The organism is Microbacterium sp. MEC084, from assembly GCF_004514465.2.
Lineage (GTDB): Bacteria > Actinomycetota > Actinomycetes > Actinomycetales > Microbacteriaceae > Microbacterium.
In genome coordinates this window covers 124,918-143,158 of sequence record NZ_MYFP02000004.1, presented here as the reverse complement: position 1 = coordinate 143,158, position 18,241 = coordinate 124,918, and the positions used below count along the sequence as shown (strand labels likewise).

Annotated in this window: 16 protein-coding genes; 8 read left to right on the top strand and 8 right to left on the bottom strand. The window is 71.7% G+C overall.

The window, feature by feature from the left end; all coding sequences use genetic code 11:
• Positions 1–11 precede the first annotated feature (11 nt).
• Genes B5M43_RS06295 through B5M43_RS06285 form a run of 3 tightly spaced genes read right to left on the bottom strand, consistent with a single transcriptional unit; the run spans position 12 to position 2,582 of the window.
• Positions 12–1,112 (bottom strand): 4-oxalomesaconate tautomerase, encoded by a 1,101-nt coding sequence (locus tag B5M43_RS06295; RefSeq protein WP_055990488.1) that lies wholly within the window; start codon positions 1,110–1,112, stop codon positions 12–14.
• Positions 1,102–1,818, bottom strand: a complete 717-nt coding sequence (locus B5M43_RS06290) for a 4-carboxy-4-hydroxy-2-oxoadipate aldolase/oxaloacetate decarboxylase (RefSeq protein ID WP_055990491.1) — start codon at positions 1,816–1,818, stop codon at positions 1,102–1,104. Before B5M43_RS06290 ends, B5M43_RS06295 begins: the two co-directional genes overlap by 11 nt.
• Positions 1,819–1,826: 8 nt before the next feature.
• Positions 1,827–2,582, bottom strand: coding sequence for a PIG-L deacetylase family protein (locus tag B5M43_RS06285; RefSeq protein ID WP_055990493.1), 756 nt, complete (start codon positions 2,580–2,582; stop codon positions 1,827–1,829).
• 129 nt (positions 2,583–2,711) lie between these two features.
• Between B5M43_RS06285 and B5M43_RS06280 the strand changes: the two genes are divergently transcribed.
• Positions 2,712–4,115, top strand: coding sequence for an aminomethyl transferase family protein (locus tag B5M43_RS06280; RefSeq protein ID WP_134745443.1), 1,404 nt, complete (start codon positions 2,712–2,714; stop codon positions 4,113–4,115).
• A gap of 6 nt (positions 4,116–4,121) precedes the next feature.
• Here B5M43_RS06280 and B5M43_RS06275 read toward each other — a convergent pair whose 3' ends face one another.
• Positions 4,122–4,889, bottom strand: a complete 768-nt coding sequence (locus B5M43_RS06275) for a DUF1932 domain-containing protein (protein WP_055990497.1) — start codon at positions 4,887–4,889, stop codon at positions 4,122–4,124.
• 161 nt (positions 4,890–5,050) lie between these two features.
• On the opposite strand from B5M43_RS06275, the gene B5M43_RS06270 reads away from it, so the two are divergent.
• Genes B5M43_RS06270 through B5M43_RS06250 form a run of 5 tightly spaced genes read left to right on the top strand, consistent with a single transcriptional unit; the run spans position 5,051 to position 9,713 of the window.
• The gene (locus B5M43_RS06270; RefSeq protein ID WP_055990499.1) at positions 5,051–5,833 is read left to right on the top strand and encodes an ABC transporter ATP-binding protein; all 783 of its coding nucleotides are present in this window, start codon (positions 5,051–5,053) and stop codon (positions 5,831–5,833) included.
• Positions 5,820–6,530 (top strand): ABC transporter ATP-binding protein, encoded by a 711-nt coding sequence (locus tag B5M43_RS06265; protein WP_134745444.1) that lies wholly within the window; start codon positions 5,820–5,822, stop codon positions 6,528–6,530. Before B5M43_RS06270 ends, B5M43_RS06265 begins: the two co-directional genes overlap by 14 nt.
• Before the next feature lies 1 nt (position 6,531).
• The gene (locus B5M43_RS06260; protein WP_156377135.1) at positions 6,532–7,413 is read left to right on the top strand and encodes a branched-chain amino acid ABC transporter permease; all 882 of its coding nucleotides are present in this window, start codon (positions 6,532–6,534) and stop codon (positions 7,411–7,413) included.
• 14 nt (positions 7,414–7,427) lie between these two features.
• Positions 7,428–8,426, top strand: coding sequence for a branched-chain amino acid ABC transporter permease (locus B5M43_RS06255; protein ID WP_167626827.1), 999 nt, complete (start codon positions 7,428–7,430; stop codon positions 8,424–8,426).
• A 30-nt stretch (positions 8,427–8,456) separates the two neighbouring features.
• Positions 8,457–9,713 (top strand): ABC transporter substrate-binding protein, encoded by a 1,257-nt coding sequence (locus B5M43_RS06250; RefSeq protein WP_055990505.1) that lies wholly within the window; start codon positions 8,457–8,459, stop codon positions 9,711–9,713.
• A gap of 53 nt (positions 9,714–9,766) precedes the next feature.
• Here B5M43_RS06250 and B5M43_RS06245 read toward each other — a convergent pair whose 3' ends face one another.
• Positions 9,767–10,441, bottom strand: a complete 675-nt coding sequence (locus B5M43_RS06245; RefSeq protein WP_230667722.1) for a GntR family transcriptional regulator — start codon at positions 10,439–10,441, stop codon at positions 9,767–9,769.
• 199 nt (positions 10,442–10,640) lie between these two features.
• On the opposite strand from B5M43_RS06245, the gene B5M43_RS06240 reads away from it, so the two are divergent.
• Together B5M43_RS06240 and B5M43_RS06235 are read left to right on the top strand one after the other, a co-directional pair.
• Entirely contained in the window at positions 10,641–12,197 is a 1,557-nt protein-coding gene (locus B5M43_RS06240) for an aldehyde dehydrogenase family protein (RefSeq protein WP_082543048.1), read from the top strand.
• Positions 12,198–12,241: 44 nt separating this feature from the next.
• A complete protein-coding gene (locus tag B5M43_RS06235; protein ID WP_134746954.1) occupies positions 12,242–14,122 on the top strand; it encodes an ABC transporter ATP-binding protein in 1,881 nt (626 codons plus the stop codon).
• A 90-nt stretch (positions 14,123–14,212) separates the two neighbouring features.
• Here the strand turns inward: B5M43_RS06235 and B5M43_RS06230 are convergent, their stop codons facing one another.
• The 3 genes from B5M43_RS06230 to B5M43_RS06220 form a co-directional block, all read right to left on the bottom strand.
• On the bottom strand, positions 14,213–15,385 hold the full coding sequence (locus tag B5M43_RS06230) for a 4-hydroxybenzoate 3-monooxygenase (protein WP_134746952.1): 1,173 nt from the start codon (positions 15,383–15,385) through the stop codon (positions 14,213–14,215).
• A 105-nt stretch (positions 15,386–15,490) separates the two neighbouring features.
• Positions 15,491–16,243, bottom strand: a complete 753-nt coding sequence (locus tag B5M43_RS15300; protein ID WP_134746950.1) for an IclR family transcriptional regulator — start codon at positions 16,241–16,243, stop codon at positions 15,491–15,493.
• Between the two features lie 123 nt (positions 16,244–16,366).
• A complete protein-coding gene (locus tag B5M43_RS06220) occupies positions 16,367–18,223 on the bottom strand; it encodes a phosphoenolpyruvate carboxykinase (GTP) (protein WP_134746948.1) in 1,857 nt (618 codons plus the stop codon).
• Positions 18,224–18,241 lie beyond the last annotated feature (18 nt).

Below are 18,241 nucleotides of genomic sequence, written 5' to 3'. Positions count from 1 at the left end.
ACAGCCGGGGCTCAGGTGCGGGGCCGGGGGTACACGGTTCCGTCGAAGATGCGGCGGGCCGTGCGCAGCGCCGCCGAGCGCATCACGTGGGCGGCGCCGTCGGGGCCGCGGGTCAGCGCCACGTCGACGTCGAAGTGCCCCGTGGGATGCTCCACGACGAAGGGGCGACCGGGGTCGGGGATCCGGCCGAGCGCATGGCCGATGGATCCCTCCGCCAGCACACCCGCCGCGACGGTGAGCGCGCCCAGCACGCCGATCGATGTGTGCACGCGGTGGGGCAGGAAGCTCCGCGTCGCGATCGCGCCGCCGCGGCGCGGTTCGCTCAGGAGCACCAGCTTCGGCACGGTCGCCTCAGACACGTCGCCGAGCCCCATCCGCTCGGCGGCCGCGCGACGCAGCCGCTCCAGCCGCTCCTTGAGCGCCGTGTCAGCCTCCAGGACCGCGGGAGCCTCCGTGCCGACGAGCCCCAGGTCGGCAGCGCGGATCAGCACCGTCGGCATCCCGTTGTCCACGCAGGTCACGGTGAGCGGGGAGTCGTCGAGGACGCCGTCGACATCGTCGGCGACGGCGCCGGTCGGGAAGAGCGCGCCCGTGGATGAGCCCTCGGTCCCCTCGAAGTCGAGGGTGATGGCGCCGGCCGTGCCGGGCACCCCGTCGATGGTCAGGTCGCCGTCGTAGTCGACGACCCCTCCCGGGGTGGCGAACGTCGCGGTCGCGACCCCGCCGGTGTTGACCATCCGGATGCGCACGCTCGTCCGCTCGCCGCCCGCCGGCACGAGTCCGCGCTCGACGGCGAACGGGCCGACGCCGGCCAGGATGTTGCCGCAGTTCTGCCGGTCGGTCACGAAGGCATCGTCGACCCCGACCTGGAGGAAGAGGTAGTCGACGTGGGCGTCCGGGCTCTCCGACGGCGAGACCACGGCGACCTTCGAGGTGAGCGGATGCGCGCCGCCCAGCCCGTCGATCTGCCGCGGGTCGGGCGTGCCCATGATCCGCATCAGCAGGTCGTCGCGCCCGGCGACGTCGGCCGGCAGATCGGACGCCAGGAAGTACGCGCCCTTCGAAGTGCCGCCGCGCATCAGCAGGCAGCGGATGCCGGGTTCAGCGGCCATCCGAGCCCTCGTACTCGGCCTGCGAGACGTACGTGACCCCGAGGTCGGCGAGCAGCGGCCGCAGCCCCTTGCGGTCGAGGCTGAGCTCGGCGCCGCTGCCGTAGGCCGCACGGTCCGCGTCCTCCTTCGCGACGCGGGCGTCGGCCGCGGCGAGCGCCGTCTCCGCGCCGGCACGCGGCACGCATACGACGCCGTCGTCGTCCGCGATCACCACGTCGCCAGGATGGACCAGCATCCCGTCGATCACGACGGGCACGTTCACCGACCCGGCCGTGGCCTTGACGGTCCCCTGGGAGTGCACGCCGTTCGACCACGCGGGGAAGCCCATGTCGCGCAGCTCCTGCGTGTCCCGCACCCCGGTCGCGGTGACGAGGCCTCGCACGCCGCGGGCCTTGAGCGCGGTGGCGAACAGGTCGCCGAACGCGCCATCGGTGGACGGCGAGGTGGTCGCGACGACGAGGAGGTCGCCGGCCCGGCACTGCTCGATCGCGGCGTGGATCATGAGGTTGTCCCCCGGCCAGCTGAGCACGGTCACGGCCGTGCCCGCCACCCGCGCCCCCTGCTGGATGGGCCGGATCGACGGGCCCGCCAGTCCCACGCGGCCGATCGCCTCGTGCACGGTCGCGACGCCGTGCGCGGCGAGCGCGTCGACGACCGCCGCGTCGGCGCGTGCGATGTCGGTGACGACCACTCCGAGGGCGCTCATGCGGATCCTCAGTCGAGGACCGAGGTGACCTGCGGGTAGTACCGCATGTACGCCTCGCCCATGGTGTCGTGGGGCAGACCCAGGTTCGGCCCGGCGTTGCGCCTGACCTGCACGCCGCGGCGCACGGCGAGCGCGGTGTAGTACTCCCACATGTGCTTCTGGGCGGGCAGGCACTCCATGGCCGCCTTCTTCCGGGGGAAGGCCTCGGTGATGTCGAGGAGCACGTTCGGCTTGAAGTCGGACTGCTCGGGCTGGTGCGGCTCGAAGAAGAAGACCGGCGGCGCCCCGATGATCTCGTCCTTCGCGGGGTACGTCCCGTCGGAGTTCGCCACGCCGATCGCCTGCGCCAGCACGCGGGCCTGCAGGGCCATCCGCGCGGCGGCGGGATGGTCGCCGTTGTACGGGTCCGACAGCGGGTGCGTGAGGACGACGGTGGGCTGCACGCGGCGCATGACGTCCACCAGCCGCTGCACGGCCTCGGGGCTCTCGATCAGCGGGTAGTCGCCCAGGTCGAGGAACTCGATGTCGGCGCCCAGCGCCGCGGCGGCCGCCTCGGCCTCCTCGCGGCGGACCGCCTTGATCTCGTCGAGGGCCCTGCCCGCGAGCCACTGGCTGGCGGACTCGCCGCGCTCGCCGTAGGACAGGCAGACGACCGTGGCGCGCTCGCCCCGCAGCGCGGCCGCGGCGATCGCCCCGCCCGCACGCCAGACGAAGTCTCCGGCGTGCGCACTCACGACGAGAAGCGACGGCTCTGTCTCTGCCATGCGGTGATCCGTTTCATCTCGGGGCCCGGGATTATGCATTCCGCGTGCCCAGTGAACCATCCCCTGGTGCGGTGGTCAAGATAATGTCTACAATCCTGGTGACATCAGACGCGACGGCGAAGGAGCCTCATGGCGCAGAACCTGCAGGAGCTGCTCGACGAGCACGGCGACACGGTCGAGATGCTGCGGAACTCCCGGCTCGGCACCTACATCTACCCGGTGGTGCCCAGCGAGTTCAGCAACTGGCGGCGCGAGCAGAAGGCCTGGCGCACGACCGCGGTCCTCTACGACCAGACGCACCACATGGTGAACTTCTTCCTGTCGGGCCCCGACGCTCTGAGGCTGCTCAGCGACACCGGCATCAACAGCTTCGCGAACTTCCCGGTCGACACGGCCAAGCAGTTCGTGCCGGTCGCCTCGAACGGCGGCGTCATCGGCGACGGCATCCTGTTCCACGAGGCCGAGCTGGACTACGTGTACGTCGGCCGCGCACCGGTCGCGAACTGGCTGCAGTTCCACGCCGAGACGGGCGGGTACGACGTCGAGTTCCGCTACGACGACCGCTCCCCCTCGCGCCCGTACGGCCAGGCCGTCCACCGGGAGTGCTACCGCTTCCAGATCCAGGGCCCGCGCGCGTGGGACATCATCGAGAAGCTGAACGGCGGCGCGCTCGAGCAGGTGAAGTTCTTCCACATGGGCCACCTCCCGATCGCGGGCAGCCAGGTCCGCACCCTGCGCCACGGCATGGCGGGCGCGCCCGGGCTCGAGCTGTGGGGCCCGTACGAGGACCACATGCTGATCCGCGACGCGATCCTCGAGGCGGGCGCCGAGTTCGGGATCGAGCCGTGCGGATCGCGCGCCTACTCGTCGAACACGCTCGAGTCCGGATGGATCCCCTCCCCGCTGCCGGCGATCTACTCGAGCGAGGCCGAGCGCCGCTACCGCGAGTGGCTGCCCGTCACGAGCTACGAGGCGATCAACGCGGTCGCCGGATCCTTCGTCTCGGACGACATCGAGGACTACTACCTCAATCCCTGGGAGCTGGGCTACGGCTCGTTCGTCAAGTTCGACCACGACTTCATCGGCCGCGACGCCCTCGAGAAGATCGAGCCCGAACGGCAGCGACGCAAGGTCACGCTCGCGTGGAACGACGAGGACCTCGCCAAGATCCTCACGACGGTCCTCGACCGGGACGGCGACGGCTACCAGTTCTTCGACCTGCCGAACGCCAACTACGGCTCCAGCAACTTCGACTCCGTGATCGACGCGGACGGCAAGGTCGTCGGGCTCTCCCTGTTCACCGGCGTCACGGCGAACGAGAAGCGGGGCCTGTCACTCGCCACCGTGGACCGCGACGTGCCGGAGGGCGCCGAGGTCCGCGTGATCTGGGGCGAGCCGGACGGCGGCTCCGGCAAGACCACGGTCGAGCCGCACCACCAGATCGAGGTGCGCGCGGTCGTCAGCCCGGTGCCCTACGCGGAGACCGCCCGCACGGAGTACCACGGCGGCTGGCGCTCGACCGGCGCACTCTGAGGCGGGTCAGGCGCGCTCGGCGAGGATGCGCTGGAGCCAGGCATGCGTCGAGCGCGTCATGTCCGCCGGCACGCCGGCCTCGTCGAGCAGCGCCAGGGCGTCGCGCATCTCGTGCTCGCGTCGCTCGGCGTGCGTGTAGGTGCCGGCGACCAGCCTGTCCACGACCGCGTCGCCGTCGGGCCCCAGCTCGGCGGCGATCTGCGCGCGCAGCCAGCCCTCGGCGCCGGCGGCCCTCGCGGCGCCGAGGCTCTCGAGCACGAGCGCGGCCAGCCCCTTCATGAAGGTCGCCCGCAGCAGCTTCAGGCGGGCGGCGGCGCCGATGCCGCCCGGCACGACGTCGACCGGCACGCCGAACGGGCGCATCCGCTCCGCGAACTCCTCCGCGGCGCCACCGCTGGCGAGCAGCGGCGTCCGGTGGTCCGCGCGCGGCACAGGCGCCAGCACGGCGACGTCGGTCACGCGCATGCCGGCCGCGGCGGCCACCTCGGCCACGGCGCGCTTGGTCTCGAGCGCCGCCGTGTTGAGATCGGCGAGCAGGGTCCCGGGCGCCATCCACGCGACCGCGTCGCGCGCGGCCTCGACGGAGGCCCGCGCTCCGACCAGGCTGAGCACGATCTCGGCGCCGTCGACGCACTCCGCCAGCCGATCGCGCTGCCCCACCCCCGGCACGACGACGTGGGGGTCGTACCCCGCGACCTCGGCGCCGGCGGCCGCGAGGCCCCGCGCGTATCGGCTTCCCGCCTCGCCCAGCCCCATCACCGCGATGCGCGTCATGGCGTCAATGTACGACCCGGTAACGATTCGCGCCACGATTGTTGACACCAGGTACCTATGTCCATAGCCTTCCGATACCGGAGCACCGACGCTCCCACCCGACGCGGCACAACCGCGGGATCGCTCCGGACGACCGACCCGACGCACAGGAGACAGGAGCGATGGCCGCTCGACTCACCCTGCAGGACGTGAACCTCCGCTTCGGCGGCGTGACGGTGCTGCACGACGTGGGCTTCACGGTCGAGCCCGGCGAGATCCTCGGTCTCGTGGGCCCGAACGGCGCCGGCAAGACCTCGCTGTTCAACTGCATCAGCGGTCACTACCGCCCCTCATCCGGGTCGATCGCGATCGACGGCGCCGAGGTCAGCGGATCGCACCCGTCACGCCTGGCCGGCCACGGCCTCGCGCGCACGTTCCAGCACCCGGCGCTGCAGCTGCACGCCACCGTGCTCGAGAACGTCCTGCTCGGCGGCCACACCCGCCTGCCGGCCGGCCCGCTGGCCTGGTCCCTGCGCGTGCCTCCGACCGGTCGGCGTGAGCGGGAGCTGCGCGAGGAGGCACTCGCGCTCCTCGAGAAGCACCGCCTCGGCTGGGCCGCGCATCTCACCGCGGACGAGCTCTCGCACGGCCTGCACAAGGGCGTCGAGCTGTGCCGGGCGCTGCTGATGCGGCCGAGTCTCCTGCTGCTGGACGAGCCGGCCGCCGGCCTGTCGCACGGCGAGGTGCAGCGCTTCATCGAGACGGTCCGGGACCTGCGCGCGAACGAGGACATCACGATCGTGATCGTCGAGCACCACATGGGCCTGATCTCCGCGCTCACCGACCGCGTGGTCGTGCTCGACCACGGCCGCAAGCTCATGGAGGGCACGGCGGCCGAGGCGCAGGCCGATCCCCGCGTGATCGAGGCCTACATCGGCAAGGAGGCGGCGGATGACGCTGCTTGAGCTGACCGACGTGACCGCCTCGTACGGGCCCGTGCAGGTGCTCGAGGGGGTGTCGCTGAGCGTGCCGGACGGCGGGGCCGTGGGCATCCTGGGCGCGAACGGCGCCGGGAAGACCACGACCCTGCGAGCGATCAGCGGCGTGGTGCGCACGGGCGGAGGCATCGTGTTCGACGGACAGAGCATCCGCGGCCTGCGCCCCGACCAGGTCGCCGCCCGGGGAATCGCGCACGTGCCCGAGGGCCGCGGCACGCTGCCCAACCTGACGGTCCGCGAGAACCTCCTGGTCGGCGCATACCTGCGCAAGGACCGCCGTGCGATCGCGGGCGACATCGACTACCTGCTCGACCTGTTCCCCAATCTTCACGAGCGCATCGGGTCGAACGCGTCGGCGCTGTCGGGCGGCGAGCAGCAGATGCTCGCGGTGGGCCGCGCCTTCATGGCGAGGCCGCGCCTGCTGCTGCTCGACGAGCCGTCGCTCGGACTGGCGCCCAGCACCGCCAAGAACGTGTACGACGCGATCCGGCGCCTGCGCCTCGAGTCGGGCATCGCGATGCTCGTGGTCGAGCAGAACGCGAACCTCGCCTTCGGGATCGTCGACACCGCCACGGTGCTCGAGACCGGCCGCAGTGTGCTCACCGGCACGTCGGCCGAGCTGAGGGGCCGTGACGAGATCCGCCGGGCGTACCTGGGAGGCTGACGTGGGCACCTTCATCCAACTCGTCGTCGACGGCCTCGCCATGGGGTCGATCTACGCGGCGCTGGCGCTCGCGATCGTCATCGTCAACCAGTCCACGGGCATGATCAACTTCGCGCAGGGCGGGATGGCCGTGCTGTCGGGCTACCTCGCGTACGCCTTCCTCGGCCTGGGCCTCCCCCTGCCACTGGCGATCCTCGCGGCGGTCGCGATCTCGTTCGCCCTCGGCGCCGTCGTCGAGCGCTTCCTGATCCGGCGGTTCGAGGGCGGCGACCCCGACACCGCCGTCGTGGCGACGATCGGCCTGCTCACCCTCATCACGGGCGTGTGCGGCTGGATCTGGTCGTACAACAACCTGCAGTTCCCGTCGCTGTTCCCGCCGGACTCGTTCCCGCTGCTGGGCGCTGCGATCAGCTGGCGCTCGCTGGGGACGTTCCTCACCATCGCCGCGATCATGGTGCTGCTCCAGCTGCTGTTCCAGCGCACCAAGGTCGGGCTGGCGCTGCGCGCGGTGGCGGACAACCCCCGGTCCTCGTCCTTCTCGGGCCTCCCGGTAGGGCGGCTTCTCATGGTCGGATGGGGCCTGGCGGCCGCGCTCGGCGCCGTGGCGGGCGCGCTCGTGGCGCCCCGCCTGTCCCTCACACCGGGCATGCTCGACGGCGCGCTCGTCTACGCGCTCGCGGCGGTGATCCTCGGCGGGGCCTCGAGCCCGATCGGCGTCGTGGTGGCGGCATGGCTGATCGGCGTGCTGGAGAACCTCGCCGCCGTGTACGTGCCCTTCATCGGCCACGATCTCAAGATCGCCGTGCCGTTCATCCTGCTCTTCGTCGTGCTGCTGATCAGGCCGCAGGGCCTGTTCGGGCGCAAGACCGTGGTGCGTGTCTGATGGGGGGCCTCAAGATGCTGTGGAGCAGGGGCTGGGTGCGGATCGCGGTCGGCGCGCTGATCGCGCTCGCGCTGATCCTCGCGCCGCTCAACTTCGACGTCGCCACCAACCAGGCCCTCGCACGGGTCGGGGTCTTCGCCGTCGCCGTCCTCGGCCTGAACGTCATCATGGGCTACACCGGCCAGGTGTCCCTGGGCCAGATCTTCTTCCTGGGCCTCGGCGCCTACGTCACCGCGTACGGCGTCAACCAGGACTGGAACATCCTCCTCGTGTTCGCGCTCGCGGTCCTCCTCCCCGGCCTCTCCGGCTACGTCGTCGCGCTGGCGGCGGCGCGGCTGGGCGGACTCGCGATCGCGATGGTCACGATCGCCCTGCCGATCATCGGCGTCCCGCTCGCCAAGCGCCTGGCCGAGTGGACCGGCGGATCGCAGGGCACGTCGGCGCGGTTCTCCTCCGCGCCCGACTGGTCGGGCCTCGCCAACGACCAGTGGCAGTACTACCTCGTGCTGCTCATCACGGCCGTCGTGTTCCTCCTGATCCGCAATCTCGTGCGCGGCAAGTTCGGGCGGGCGCTCGCGATCGTCAAGGAGAACGAGGCGGTCGCGTCGTCGATGGGCATCTCGCCGTACCGCTACAAGGTGATGGCGTTCACGATCGCCGCCATGATCGGCGGGGTCAGCGGATTCCTCTACATGGTGGTCGTGCAGTACACGTCCCCCGAGACGCTCGCGTTCCACCACTCGATCAGCCTGCTCGCGTCGATGGTGATCGGCGGCGCGGCCAGCATCGTCGGCTCGCTCATCGGCGGCGCCTACTACGTGCTCGTGCCCAACGTCACGAACGAGATCGACGCGACCCTCACCTCGCTGCTGCAGGGCGCGATCCTGCTGGTCGTGCTGTTCGTCCTGCCCGGGGGCGTGGTGAGCCTGCCCCGCGTGATCCGTCGGCTGCTGCGCCGGCGCGGCGGCGAGCACGGCGCGCATGCACCGGAGGAACCCGGCTCCCCCACGTAATCCCCACCCCCCACAAGAGAGAAGGTCAGCATGGACATGCGCAGCAGAGCCCTCGGCATCGTCGCCGGCGGAGCCATCCTCGCGCTCGCCCTCGGCGGCTGTGCGCGAGGCGCCGACGGCGGCGGCACCGGAGGCGGGGACGGCGGCTCGGCCGCCAGCCCCGGCATCACGGACGACACCATCACGCTGGGCGTCACGACGCCGCTCAGCGGCGCGACGGCCGGGCCGGGCAACTGCACGGTCGCGGGTCTCGTCGCCTACTTCGGCGAGACCGGGCCGGTCGAGTTCGGCGACGGCAAGACGCGCGAGGTCGTCATCGAGGCGTTCGACGACGCGTACGACCCCCAGAAGGCGCTGTCGAACTTCCAGCAGAACCAGGCGGACGTGTTCGCGTTCACGTCGGGCCTCGGCACTCCCACCAACCGCGCCTACCGCGAGGCCGCGATCGAGGAGGAGGTGCCGCAGGTGCTCGTCATGACGGGCGACCCGCTCTTCAGCGACCGCACCGAGAGCCCGTGGCAGCTCGGCTTCGTGCCGATCTACCAGAACGAGGGCGAGGCGTTCGGCGAGCTCCTGGCCTCGTCGGGAGAGGACCTCACGGTCGCCATCCTGTCGCAGAACGACGACTACGGCGCCGGCTACGTCGAGGGCTTCAAGACCGCCGTCGAAGGCGCCGACAACATCGAGATCGTGAAGGAGCTCACGTACGAGGCGACCGACACCTCGGTCGACGCGCAGCTGACCGAGCTGGCCGCGACCGACGCGGACGTGTTCTTCAACGCCATGTCGATCACCCCGCTGGTGATCTCGTCGATCGAGAAGGCGCGCGAGCTCGACTGGGAGCCGAGCTGGTTCCTGCCGTCGAACACGTCGAGCCCCGTGGCGATCCTCGGGCCGGCGGGTGCCGACCCCGAGCACGGCTACTACTCGGTGTCGTTCGCCAAGGCGCCCCAGAGCCCCGCGTTCGCCGAGGACGAGGACGTCAAGACGTTCCTCGCGGCGCTCGAGGAGCACTCGGGCGACTACACCACGACGCCCGACTTCCCGCACTGCATGTGGAGCTGGATGGTCGGCGCGACGCTGCAGGAGGCGTTCGCCGCGATGGAGGAGCCCACGCGCGAGAGCTTCATGGAGGCGCTGCAGGGCATCTCGGGCTTCACTGCGCCGCTGATGCTCGAGGGCACGTCGATCGACACGACGCAGGATGGGCAGCCGGCCGTGTCGACCGTGGTGGTCCAGCGCTACAACGGCCAGGGCTACGCGGAGGCCGAGACGTTCGAGGACTGATCGGATGACGAAGGGCGCCCGGCGGGAACCCCCCACCGGGCGCCCGGCGGGAATCAGCGCATGTCGGACAGCAGCGCGATGATGCCCTCGAGGTGCCGGCGGGTGGCCTCCGCCGCGGCGTCCGGATCGCGAGCCAGCACGGCGTCGATGATCGCGATGTGCTCCGGCGCGGACTGGTTGATCCGGCCGGGGTGATAGGCCAGCCGGAACTGGTGACGCGCGGACTGCGCGAGGAGCCGCTCGAGCAGCCGCGTCGCGGTGGCATGACCGCTGATCTCGCGGATGCGCCGGTCCATCTCCTGGTTCAGCGACGCGTAGCCGACCAGATCGCCCGCCGCGACGGCGGCCTGGATGCGCCCCCGCAGGTCGACGAGGCCCGACGCGTCCTCCTCGGTGAGGTTCTCGGCGGCCTTCCGCGCGCACAGCACCTCCAGCCCGATGCGCACCTCGACGATCTCGATGGCCTCATCGACCGTGATCGCGCGCACGCGGGCTCCGCGGTTGGGCAGCCGTTCGACCAGCCCCTCCCCCGCGAGGTTCATCAGGGCGGTCCGCACGGACGCGCGGCTGGCCTCGAAGCGGTCGCTGAGGTCGGCCTCGATCAGGCGCTGATGCGGCGCGAAGTCGCCGCTCAGCAGGGCCTCGCGGATGCGGTCGGTCAGTTCGGCGGCGGCGGGGCGGGCGGCGCCCTCGACGCCCGCGGTCTGCGGCTCGGTGGTGGTCGGCACGCTTCCTCCTCGCGCGGTCTCCGGGGCGCGACCATGCCCCTCCCGCTCATTCTCGCCGCAACCGCCAGGATCGTCCCACATATTGGCGACAACCCTTGTCGTACCGCGCGACCCCGATGAGACTGGGCGATACACGCCGCGGCGCTCGACGGCCGGCGTGACCCCCCCAGCGCGATCCCACAGAGAGGTGAGTGATCCCATGACGGACACCGAGAACGCCGTGGTCAGCACGGACGCGGCATCCGGCCCGGCGAACGACACGGACGTCGGCACGGCGACCGAGTCGGCCGTACGGACCGGGCTCTACATCGGCGGCGAGGAGCGGTTCACGGGAGAGACGCTCAAGATCGCCGACCCCGGCAAGCCGGGCGCGGTGGTCGGCGAGGCCGCGGCCGCGTCGCCGCAGGACGTCGCCGACGCGGTGGCGGCCGCGAAGGCCGCGTTCCCCGCGTGGTCCGCGCTCTCCGCGCAGGAGCGCGCCAAGGCCATGGCCGACGCGATCGCCGGCATCGCGGACGACCGCGACGAGGACGCCGCCATCCTGTCGCAGGAGAACGGCAAGATCCGCATGGAGGCGTGGATCGACGCGCTCGTATTCGAGATCCGCTGGAACCTCGCGCTGGCCCTGGCGGACGAGGTCGACCAGGGCAAGGTGCTCGAGCCTGCACCAGGCATCCCCGTGACGACGCAGGTCGGCTACCAGCCGCTGGGCGTGACGACGATCATCGTGCCGTTCAACTGGCCGATCGCGATCCTCGGCGCCTCGCTGCCGCACGCCCTCCTGGCGGGCAACACCGCGATCGTGAAGCCGCCGCCCTCCGCCCCGCTCGCCACGGCGCGCGTCGTGCAGCGCGTGGCCGAGAAGCTGCCGCCGGGCGTGCTCAACATCGTGACCGGCAAGGACGAGAACATGGCGGGGCTCATCCAGAACCCGGATGTCGCGAAGCTGTGCTTCACCGGCAGCGTCAACGGCGGCAAGCGGATGATGGAGATGGCGTCCAAGACGCTGACCCGCGTGACGCTCGAGCTGGGCGGCAACGACGCGGCGGTCGTGGCCGAGGACGCCATCCTGGACGACACGCACCTCGACCGGCTGTTCGCGGCCATCTACGACACGACCGGCCAGATCTGCATGAACGCCAAGCGCGTCTACGTGCACCGCTCGCGGCTGGACGAGCTCGTCGCCGGCCTCGAGGCGCGGCTGCAGAAGGTGCAGCTCGGCTACGGGCTCGACGAGGGCACCACGATGGGCCCGCTGCACCAGCCGGCGCAGAAGGCGTTCGTGGAGGAGATCATCCAGGAGGCGAAGGACGCGGGGGCCGAGGTGCGCGAGTACGGCGAGCTGCCCGGCGGCGAACTCGCGGGCGGCAACTTCCTGCGACCGGCGCTCGTGATCGATCCGGATCCGTCGCTGCGTGTGGTCACCATGGAGCAGTTCGGCCCCGTGATCCCTCTCATCCCGTTCGACACCGAGGACGAGGCGATCGCCGCCGCCAACGACACCTGGGGCGGCCTGTGCGGCTCGGTGTGGACGGCCGATCCGGGGACCGCGCAGCGGATCGGCGCGCAGCTGCAGTGCGGCTACGTCTGGGTCAACGACCACGGCGCCACCCGCCTGGACCTGCGCGCGCCGTTCGGAGGCATGAAGCAGTCGGGCTTCGGCCGCGAGCAGGGCATCGAGGGTGTCCGCGCCTTCCAGGACACCCGCTCGATCGCCGTGCTCGACGAGGAGGCGCTGAAGGCCATGGCGCACTGAGAGGCGGAACGGAGCGGGCTGCGGTCGCGAGAGAATAGGACACGATGTCCGATTCACCGCGCCGCAGCCCGTTCGCCCGTCCCGCGAGGGACGACGGCCCCCGCGCCACCGTGCGCCAGCTGCTGCCGTTCGTGTTCGAGCACAAGCGCGTGCTGGTGTGGGTGTCGATCCTGAGCGTGATCGCGGCGCTGACGACCCTCATCCAGCCGCTCCTCATCGGCGAGGTGATCGCGCGAGTGCAGGACAGCGAGCCCCTCGGGCTGCTGATCGTGGCGCTGATCGCCTTCGTGATCGTCTCGTCGGCGGTCAGCGCGTACCAGCACTACCTGCTGCAGCGCACCGGCACCGCGGTCGTCCTGTCGAGCCGGCGCCGATTGATCGCGCGCCTGCTCCACCTGCCGATCGGCGAGTTCGACGCGCGCCGCACGGGCGACCTGGTCTCGCGCGTCGGCACCGACACCACGATGCTCTACGCGGTGCTCACGCAGGGCCTCGCCGACAGCGTCGGCAGCATCCTGCTGTTCGCCGGCGCGCTCATCGCGATGCTCGTGATCGACCCGATCCTGCTGCTCAGCATCGTGGGCGTGCTCGCGCTGAGCGTGCTCGCGGTCGTGTCGCTGAGCGGCCGGATGCGGCGCGCGACGGCCGCGCAGCAGGCGCGCGTCGGCGAGCTCACCAGCGGCGTCGAGCGGGCGATCGGCGCCGTGCGGACGATCCGCGCGGCGGGCGCCTCCGACCGCGAAGAGCGCGCCGTCGCGGCCAAGGCGACGGAGGCGTTCGAGGCGGGCGTCGAGGTCGCGCGCGCGTCGGCGCTCGTGGTGCCGATCGCCGGGATCGCGCTGCAGGCGTCGATGCTCGTCGTGCTGGGCGTGGGCGGCATGCGCGTGGCGTCCGGTGCCGTGTCGGTGTCCAGCCTCGTGACGTTCGTGATGTTCCTGTTCCTGCTCGTGATGCCGCTCGCCTCCGCGTTCGGCGCGATCACGAGCGTGGGCCAGGCCCTCGGCGCTCTGGGCCGCATCCAGGAGATCCTCGACCTGCCCGACGAGACCGCGGCCGATCCCGAGCCGCGTCCGGCCGCACCGGTCGAGGGCGCGCCGGCGCTGGCGTTCCGCGACGTGCGCTTCCGCTACCCGGAGGCCGCTGTCGCGGCGCGTGAGCGCGCCGCGAAGGAGGCCCTCGAGGCGCACCTGCCGCTCGACGAGAGCGCGGTCGACGAGGCGGAGGCGGGCGCCGAGGCCGCGCACGGCGACGTGCTCCGGGGCGTGACCTTCGAGGTGCCGCGCGGGGCGCGCGTCGCGCTTGTCGGCCCGAGCGGCGCAGGCAAGTCCACGATCCTCGCCCTGATCGAGCGGTTCTACGACCCGATCTCGGGCCGCATCGAGCTGGACGGCCAGGACGTGCGCGAGCTGTCGCGCACCGAGCTGCGCTCCCGGTTCGGCTACGTCGAGCAGGACGCCCCGACGCTGGCCGGCACGCTCGCCGACAACCTGCGCCTCGCTTCCCCCGACGCGAGCGACGCGGACTGCGAGCGCGTGCTGCGGGCCGTGAACCTCGGCTCGGTGATCGACCGCGGCCCGCTGGGGATCGACACCCCCGTCGGCGAGGACGGCGTCATGCTGTCGGGCGGCGAGCGCCAGCGCCTCGCGATCGCGCGGGCTCTGCTCGCCGCCCCGCCCGTCCTGCTGCTCGACGAGTCGACCTCGTCGCTCGACGGCCTCAACGAGCAGCTCATGCGCGACGCGATCGACGCGGTGGCCGAGGGCCGCACGCTGCTCGTGATCGCCCACCGCCTGTCGACGGTCGTCGACAGCGACCGGATCATCGTGCTCGACCACGGCCGCGTGATCGGCCAGGGCACCCACAGCGAGCTGGTGGCGAGCGTGCCGCTGTATCGCGACCTCGCCCGCCACCAGCTGCTGGTCTGAGCCAGCCGTTCGCCGAACCCGCACTCCCTCACCGACCCCACGCGCGATCTGACGCGGACTCGGCGAACGGGTGCGGGTTCGCCGGACCGCTCAGCGCGCGAGCGACCACCCCGTGTAGGCCTCCGCGAGGTAGGCGCGGCCGTGCTCCGACTCGACCACGGAGCGCAGCTCCCCCACCTGCCGGCGGCGGTCGAAGTCGCTGGCATCCGGCGCCACGTGGAGCATGCTCGTCATCCACCAGGAGAAGTGCTGGGCCTTCCAGATGCGCTCGAGGGCGCGCTCGGGGAACGCCTCGAGCGGCCGGTCGTCGCCCTCGAGGAGGAGCGCTCGGAGCGCATCCGCGAGCAGGACGACGTCCGCGACGGCGAGGTTCATCCCCTTGGCCCCGGTGGGCGGCACCGTGTGGGCGGCGTCGCCGACCAGCACGACCCGTCCGCGCAGCAGGCGGTGCGCGACGAAGCTGCGGAAACGCAGCACGTCGCGCTGGAAGATCGGCCCCTCGTGCAGCGTCGTGCCGGGAACGCGCTCCTGCAGCATGTCCCACAGCTCGCGCTCCGAGAACCGCTCCGGATCCTCGTCCGGGTCGCACTGGAAGTACATCCGCTGCACGGTGGCGCTGCGCTGGCTGATGAGCGCGAAGCCCGCGGGTGAGTTGCTGTAGATCAGCTCGTCGGCCGAGGGCGGCGCCTCGCACAGGATGCCGAACCACGCGAACGGGTACTCGCGGAAGTAGCCGCCATGGGCGCCGGTGACCGCCTGCCGCGTCACGCCGCGCGACCCGTCGGCGCCCACGACCACGTCCGCCTCGATCTCGATCCGCTCGCCGTCCGGGCCCGTCGCGAGCACGCGCGGCCGGTCGGTCTCGACATCGTCGACGGCATCGGCGGTCACCCCGAAGCGGATGTCCTGGACGGCCGCGAGCCGCGCGGCGACGAGGTCCTTGAGCACCTCGTGCTGCGGATAGAGCCACACCGCGCGCCCCACGGTCGCGGCGAAGTCGATGCGGTGGCCCTCGCCCTCGAATCGCAGCTCGATGCCCTCGTGGCGATGACCGACGGACCGAACGCGGTCGGAGGCGCCGCTCTCGGACAGGACCTCGACGGTCCCCTGCTCGAGGATGCCGGCCCGGATGGTCGTCTCGATCTCCTCGCGCGTGCGGGCGTCGATCACGATGGACGCGATGCCCGCCCGATCCAGCAGGTGCGAGAGCAGCAGGCCCGCGGGCCCGGCCCCGACGATGGCAACCTGGGTGCGCTCGGTCATGGTGTGCCCTTCCTCCTCGAAGCGGCCGGCGTCCTCACTGGGTCCGTCTTCCGAGTGTCGGATGCCGCCGCACTCCGGCGCGATCACGTGCCCGTTCAACGGGAATCAGGCGGGCGGCTCCTCCAGCGCACGCGTGATGCCGGCGGACGCGCGTCGCAGCTCGTCCGCTGCACCGGCGGTCGGAGCGTCCCGCGGCAGCACGGCCGACAGGGCCGCGACCACTCGGCCGCGCTCTCGCACGGGCACGGCGACCGCGGTCGACACCGGCTCTACATACCCGTGCGCCACGACCACACCCTCGCGCCGCACCCGCGCGAGGATCGCCCGGAGGGCCTCAGGATCGGTGACAGTCTCGGGCGAGACCGCGGGCAGAGGCCCGGACAGCACCCGCCGTCTGAGTTCCTCATCCGCGAAGGCGAGCAACACCAGTCCGGCCGACGACGCATGCAAGGGCAGGCGCCCGGCCACCCGAGCGATGTTCGACACGGCATCCGGATGGGACAGCCGCTCGAGGAACAGGGTCTCACCCTGCTCGAGGACCGCGAGCTGCGTGTGCTCACGCAGGCGGGACTGCACCCGCTCCATGAACGGCAGCGCGGCCTGCCGCAGGCGGAGGGCCCGCGAGCCGCGCTGGGCCAGCTCCCACAGGTGCATCCCCAGCCGGACCTGGCCGCCCTCGTCTCGATCGAGGATGCCGTTGTCGACGAGCTCCGCGATCAGTCGGTGCGCCGTCGAGGAGGGCAGTCCGGCGCGCCGCCCGATCTGCGTGGGTGTCTGCGCCGTGCGGTCGACGTCGAACGTCTCGAGCACGCGCACGATCCGTTGCGCGACGGACTCCCCGGACCGCGAATTCGCCACGCACTCACTCTGTCAGACGCATGAACGGCCCGCCCCCGGATCGGAAGAGGGGCGGGCCGTTCCACGTCGCGGGCTCCGGTGTGTGCGGCACCGGGCGAGCCCGCGGCGAAGGACCGAGTGCGGTCAGTCCTTCGCAGCCTTGAGGCGGGTGCGGAGCGCGTCGAGCTGCGCACGCAGGGCCGCCGGGGTCTTGTCGCCGAAGAGCGAGTAGAACTCCTCGGTGAGGTCGGCCTCCTCGAGCCAGGCATCGGGGTCGATGGAGAACAGCTCGTCCAGGTCCTCCTGCGGCACCTCGATGCCGTCGAGGTTCAGTGAACCCGGAGCGGGGATGAGGCCGATCGGGGTCACGACCGCCTCCGCCTCGCCCTGCAGGCGGCGGATGACCCAGTCGATCACGCGCGAGTTGTCGCCGAATCCGGGCCACAGGAACCGGCCGTCCGCACCGCGGCGGAACCAGTTGACCTGGTAGATCCTCGGGAGCTTCTCGGCCTTGCCGCCCATCTCGAGCCAGTGCGCCATGTAGTCGCCCATGTTGTAGCCGCAGAACGGCATCATGGCGAACGGGTCGCGGCGCAGCTCGCCGACCTTGCCCTCGGCCGCTGCGGTGCGCTCCGACGAGATGGTCGATCCGAGGAACACACCGTGCTCCCAGTTGAACGACTCGACGACGAGCGGCACGTTGGTGGCGCGACGTCCGCCGAACAGGATGACATCGAGCGGCACCGCCTCCTCCCAGTCGTCCGCGATCGAGGGCGCCTGAGCGGCCGAGACCGTGAAGCGGGAGTTCGGGTGCGCGGCCGGGCGGCCCGAGTCGGGCGTCCAGTCGTCGCCGCGCCAGTCGATCAGGTGGTCGGGCGCCTCGTCGGTCAGGCCCTCCCACCAGACGTCGCCGTCGTCGGTGAGCGCGACGTTCGTGAAGAGGACGTTGCCCCACAGCGTCTCGACCGCGGTGACGTTGGTCGACTCGCCCGTGCCGGGCGCGACGCCGAAGAACCCGGCCTCGGGGTTGATCGCGTACAGGCGGCCGTCCTCACCCGGGCGGATCCAGGTGATGTCGTCGCCGAGCGTCTCGACCTTCCATCCCGGGATGGTCGGACGCAGCATCGCGAGGTTGGTCTTGCCGCAGGCCGACGGGAACGCGGCGGCCACGTGGTAGGCGCGGCCCTGCGGGTCGAGCACGCGGATGAGGAGCATGTGCTCGGCCATCCAGCCCTGGTCGCGGCCGAGCACCGAGGCGATGCGCAGCGCGTAGCACTTCTTGGCCAGGATCGCGTTGCCGCCGTAGCCCGAGCCGAACGACCACACCTCGAGCGTGTCCGGGAAGTGCACGATGTACTTCTCGTCGTTGCTGGGCCAGGCGACGTCCTCCTCGCCGTCGCGCAGCGGGGCGCCGACCGAGTGCACGGTGCGCACCCACGGCTTGCCCTCGGCGATCAGCTCCGTGACGGCGTCGCCCACGCGGGTCATGATCTCGATCGAGACGACCGCGTAGGGGCTGTCGGTCAGCTGCACGCCGAGCTGCGAGATCGGGCCGCCGATCTTGCCCATCGAGAACGGCACGACGAACATCGTGCGGCCCCGCATGGAGCCCTCGAACAGGGGGCGCAGCGTGGCGCGCATCTCGGCGGGCGCGACCCAGTTGTTGGTCGGGCCGGCGTCCTCCTCGCGCTCCGACGAGATGAAGGTGCGCGACTCGAGGCGGGCGACGTCGCCCTCGTCCGAGCGCGCCAGGTACGAGCCCGGGCGCTTCTCGTCGTTCAGCTTGATCAGCGTGCCGTCCGCCACCATCTGCTCGAGCAGCGCGGCGTTCTCCTCGGCCGAGCCGTCGACCCAGTGGATGCGGTCCGGCTGCGTGAGCGCGGCGACCTCGTCGACCCACGCAACGAGGGCGGCCATGCCCGGTCCGTCGATGTCGGGCTGGGCGCCGAACGATGCGAACTCCGTCGTCGCACGGGCGGTGGGGCTCTCGATGATGGCCATCCGTAGTTCCTAACCAAG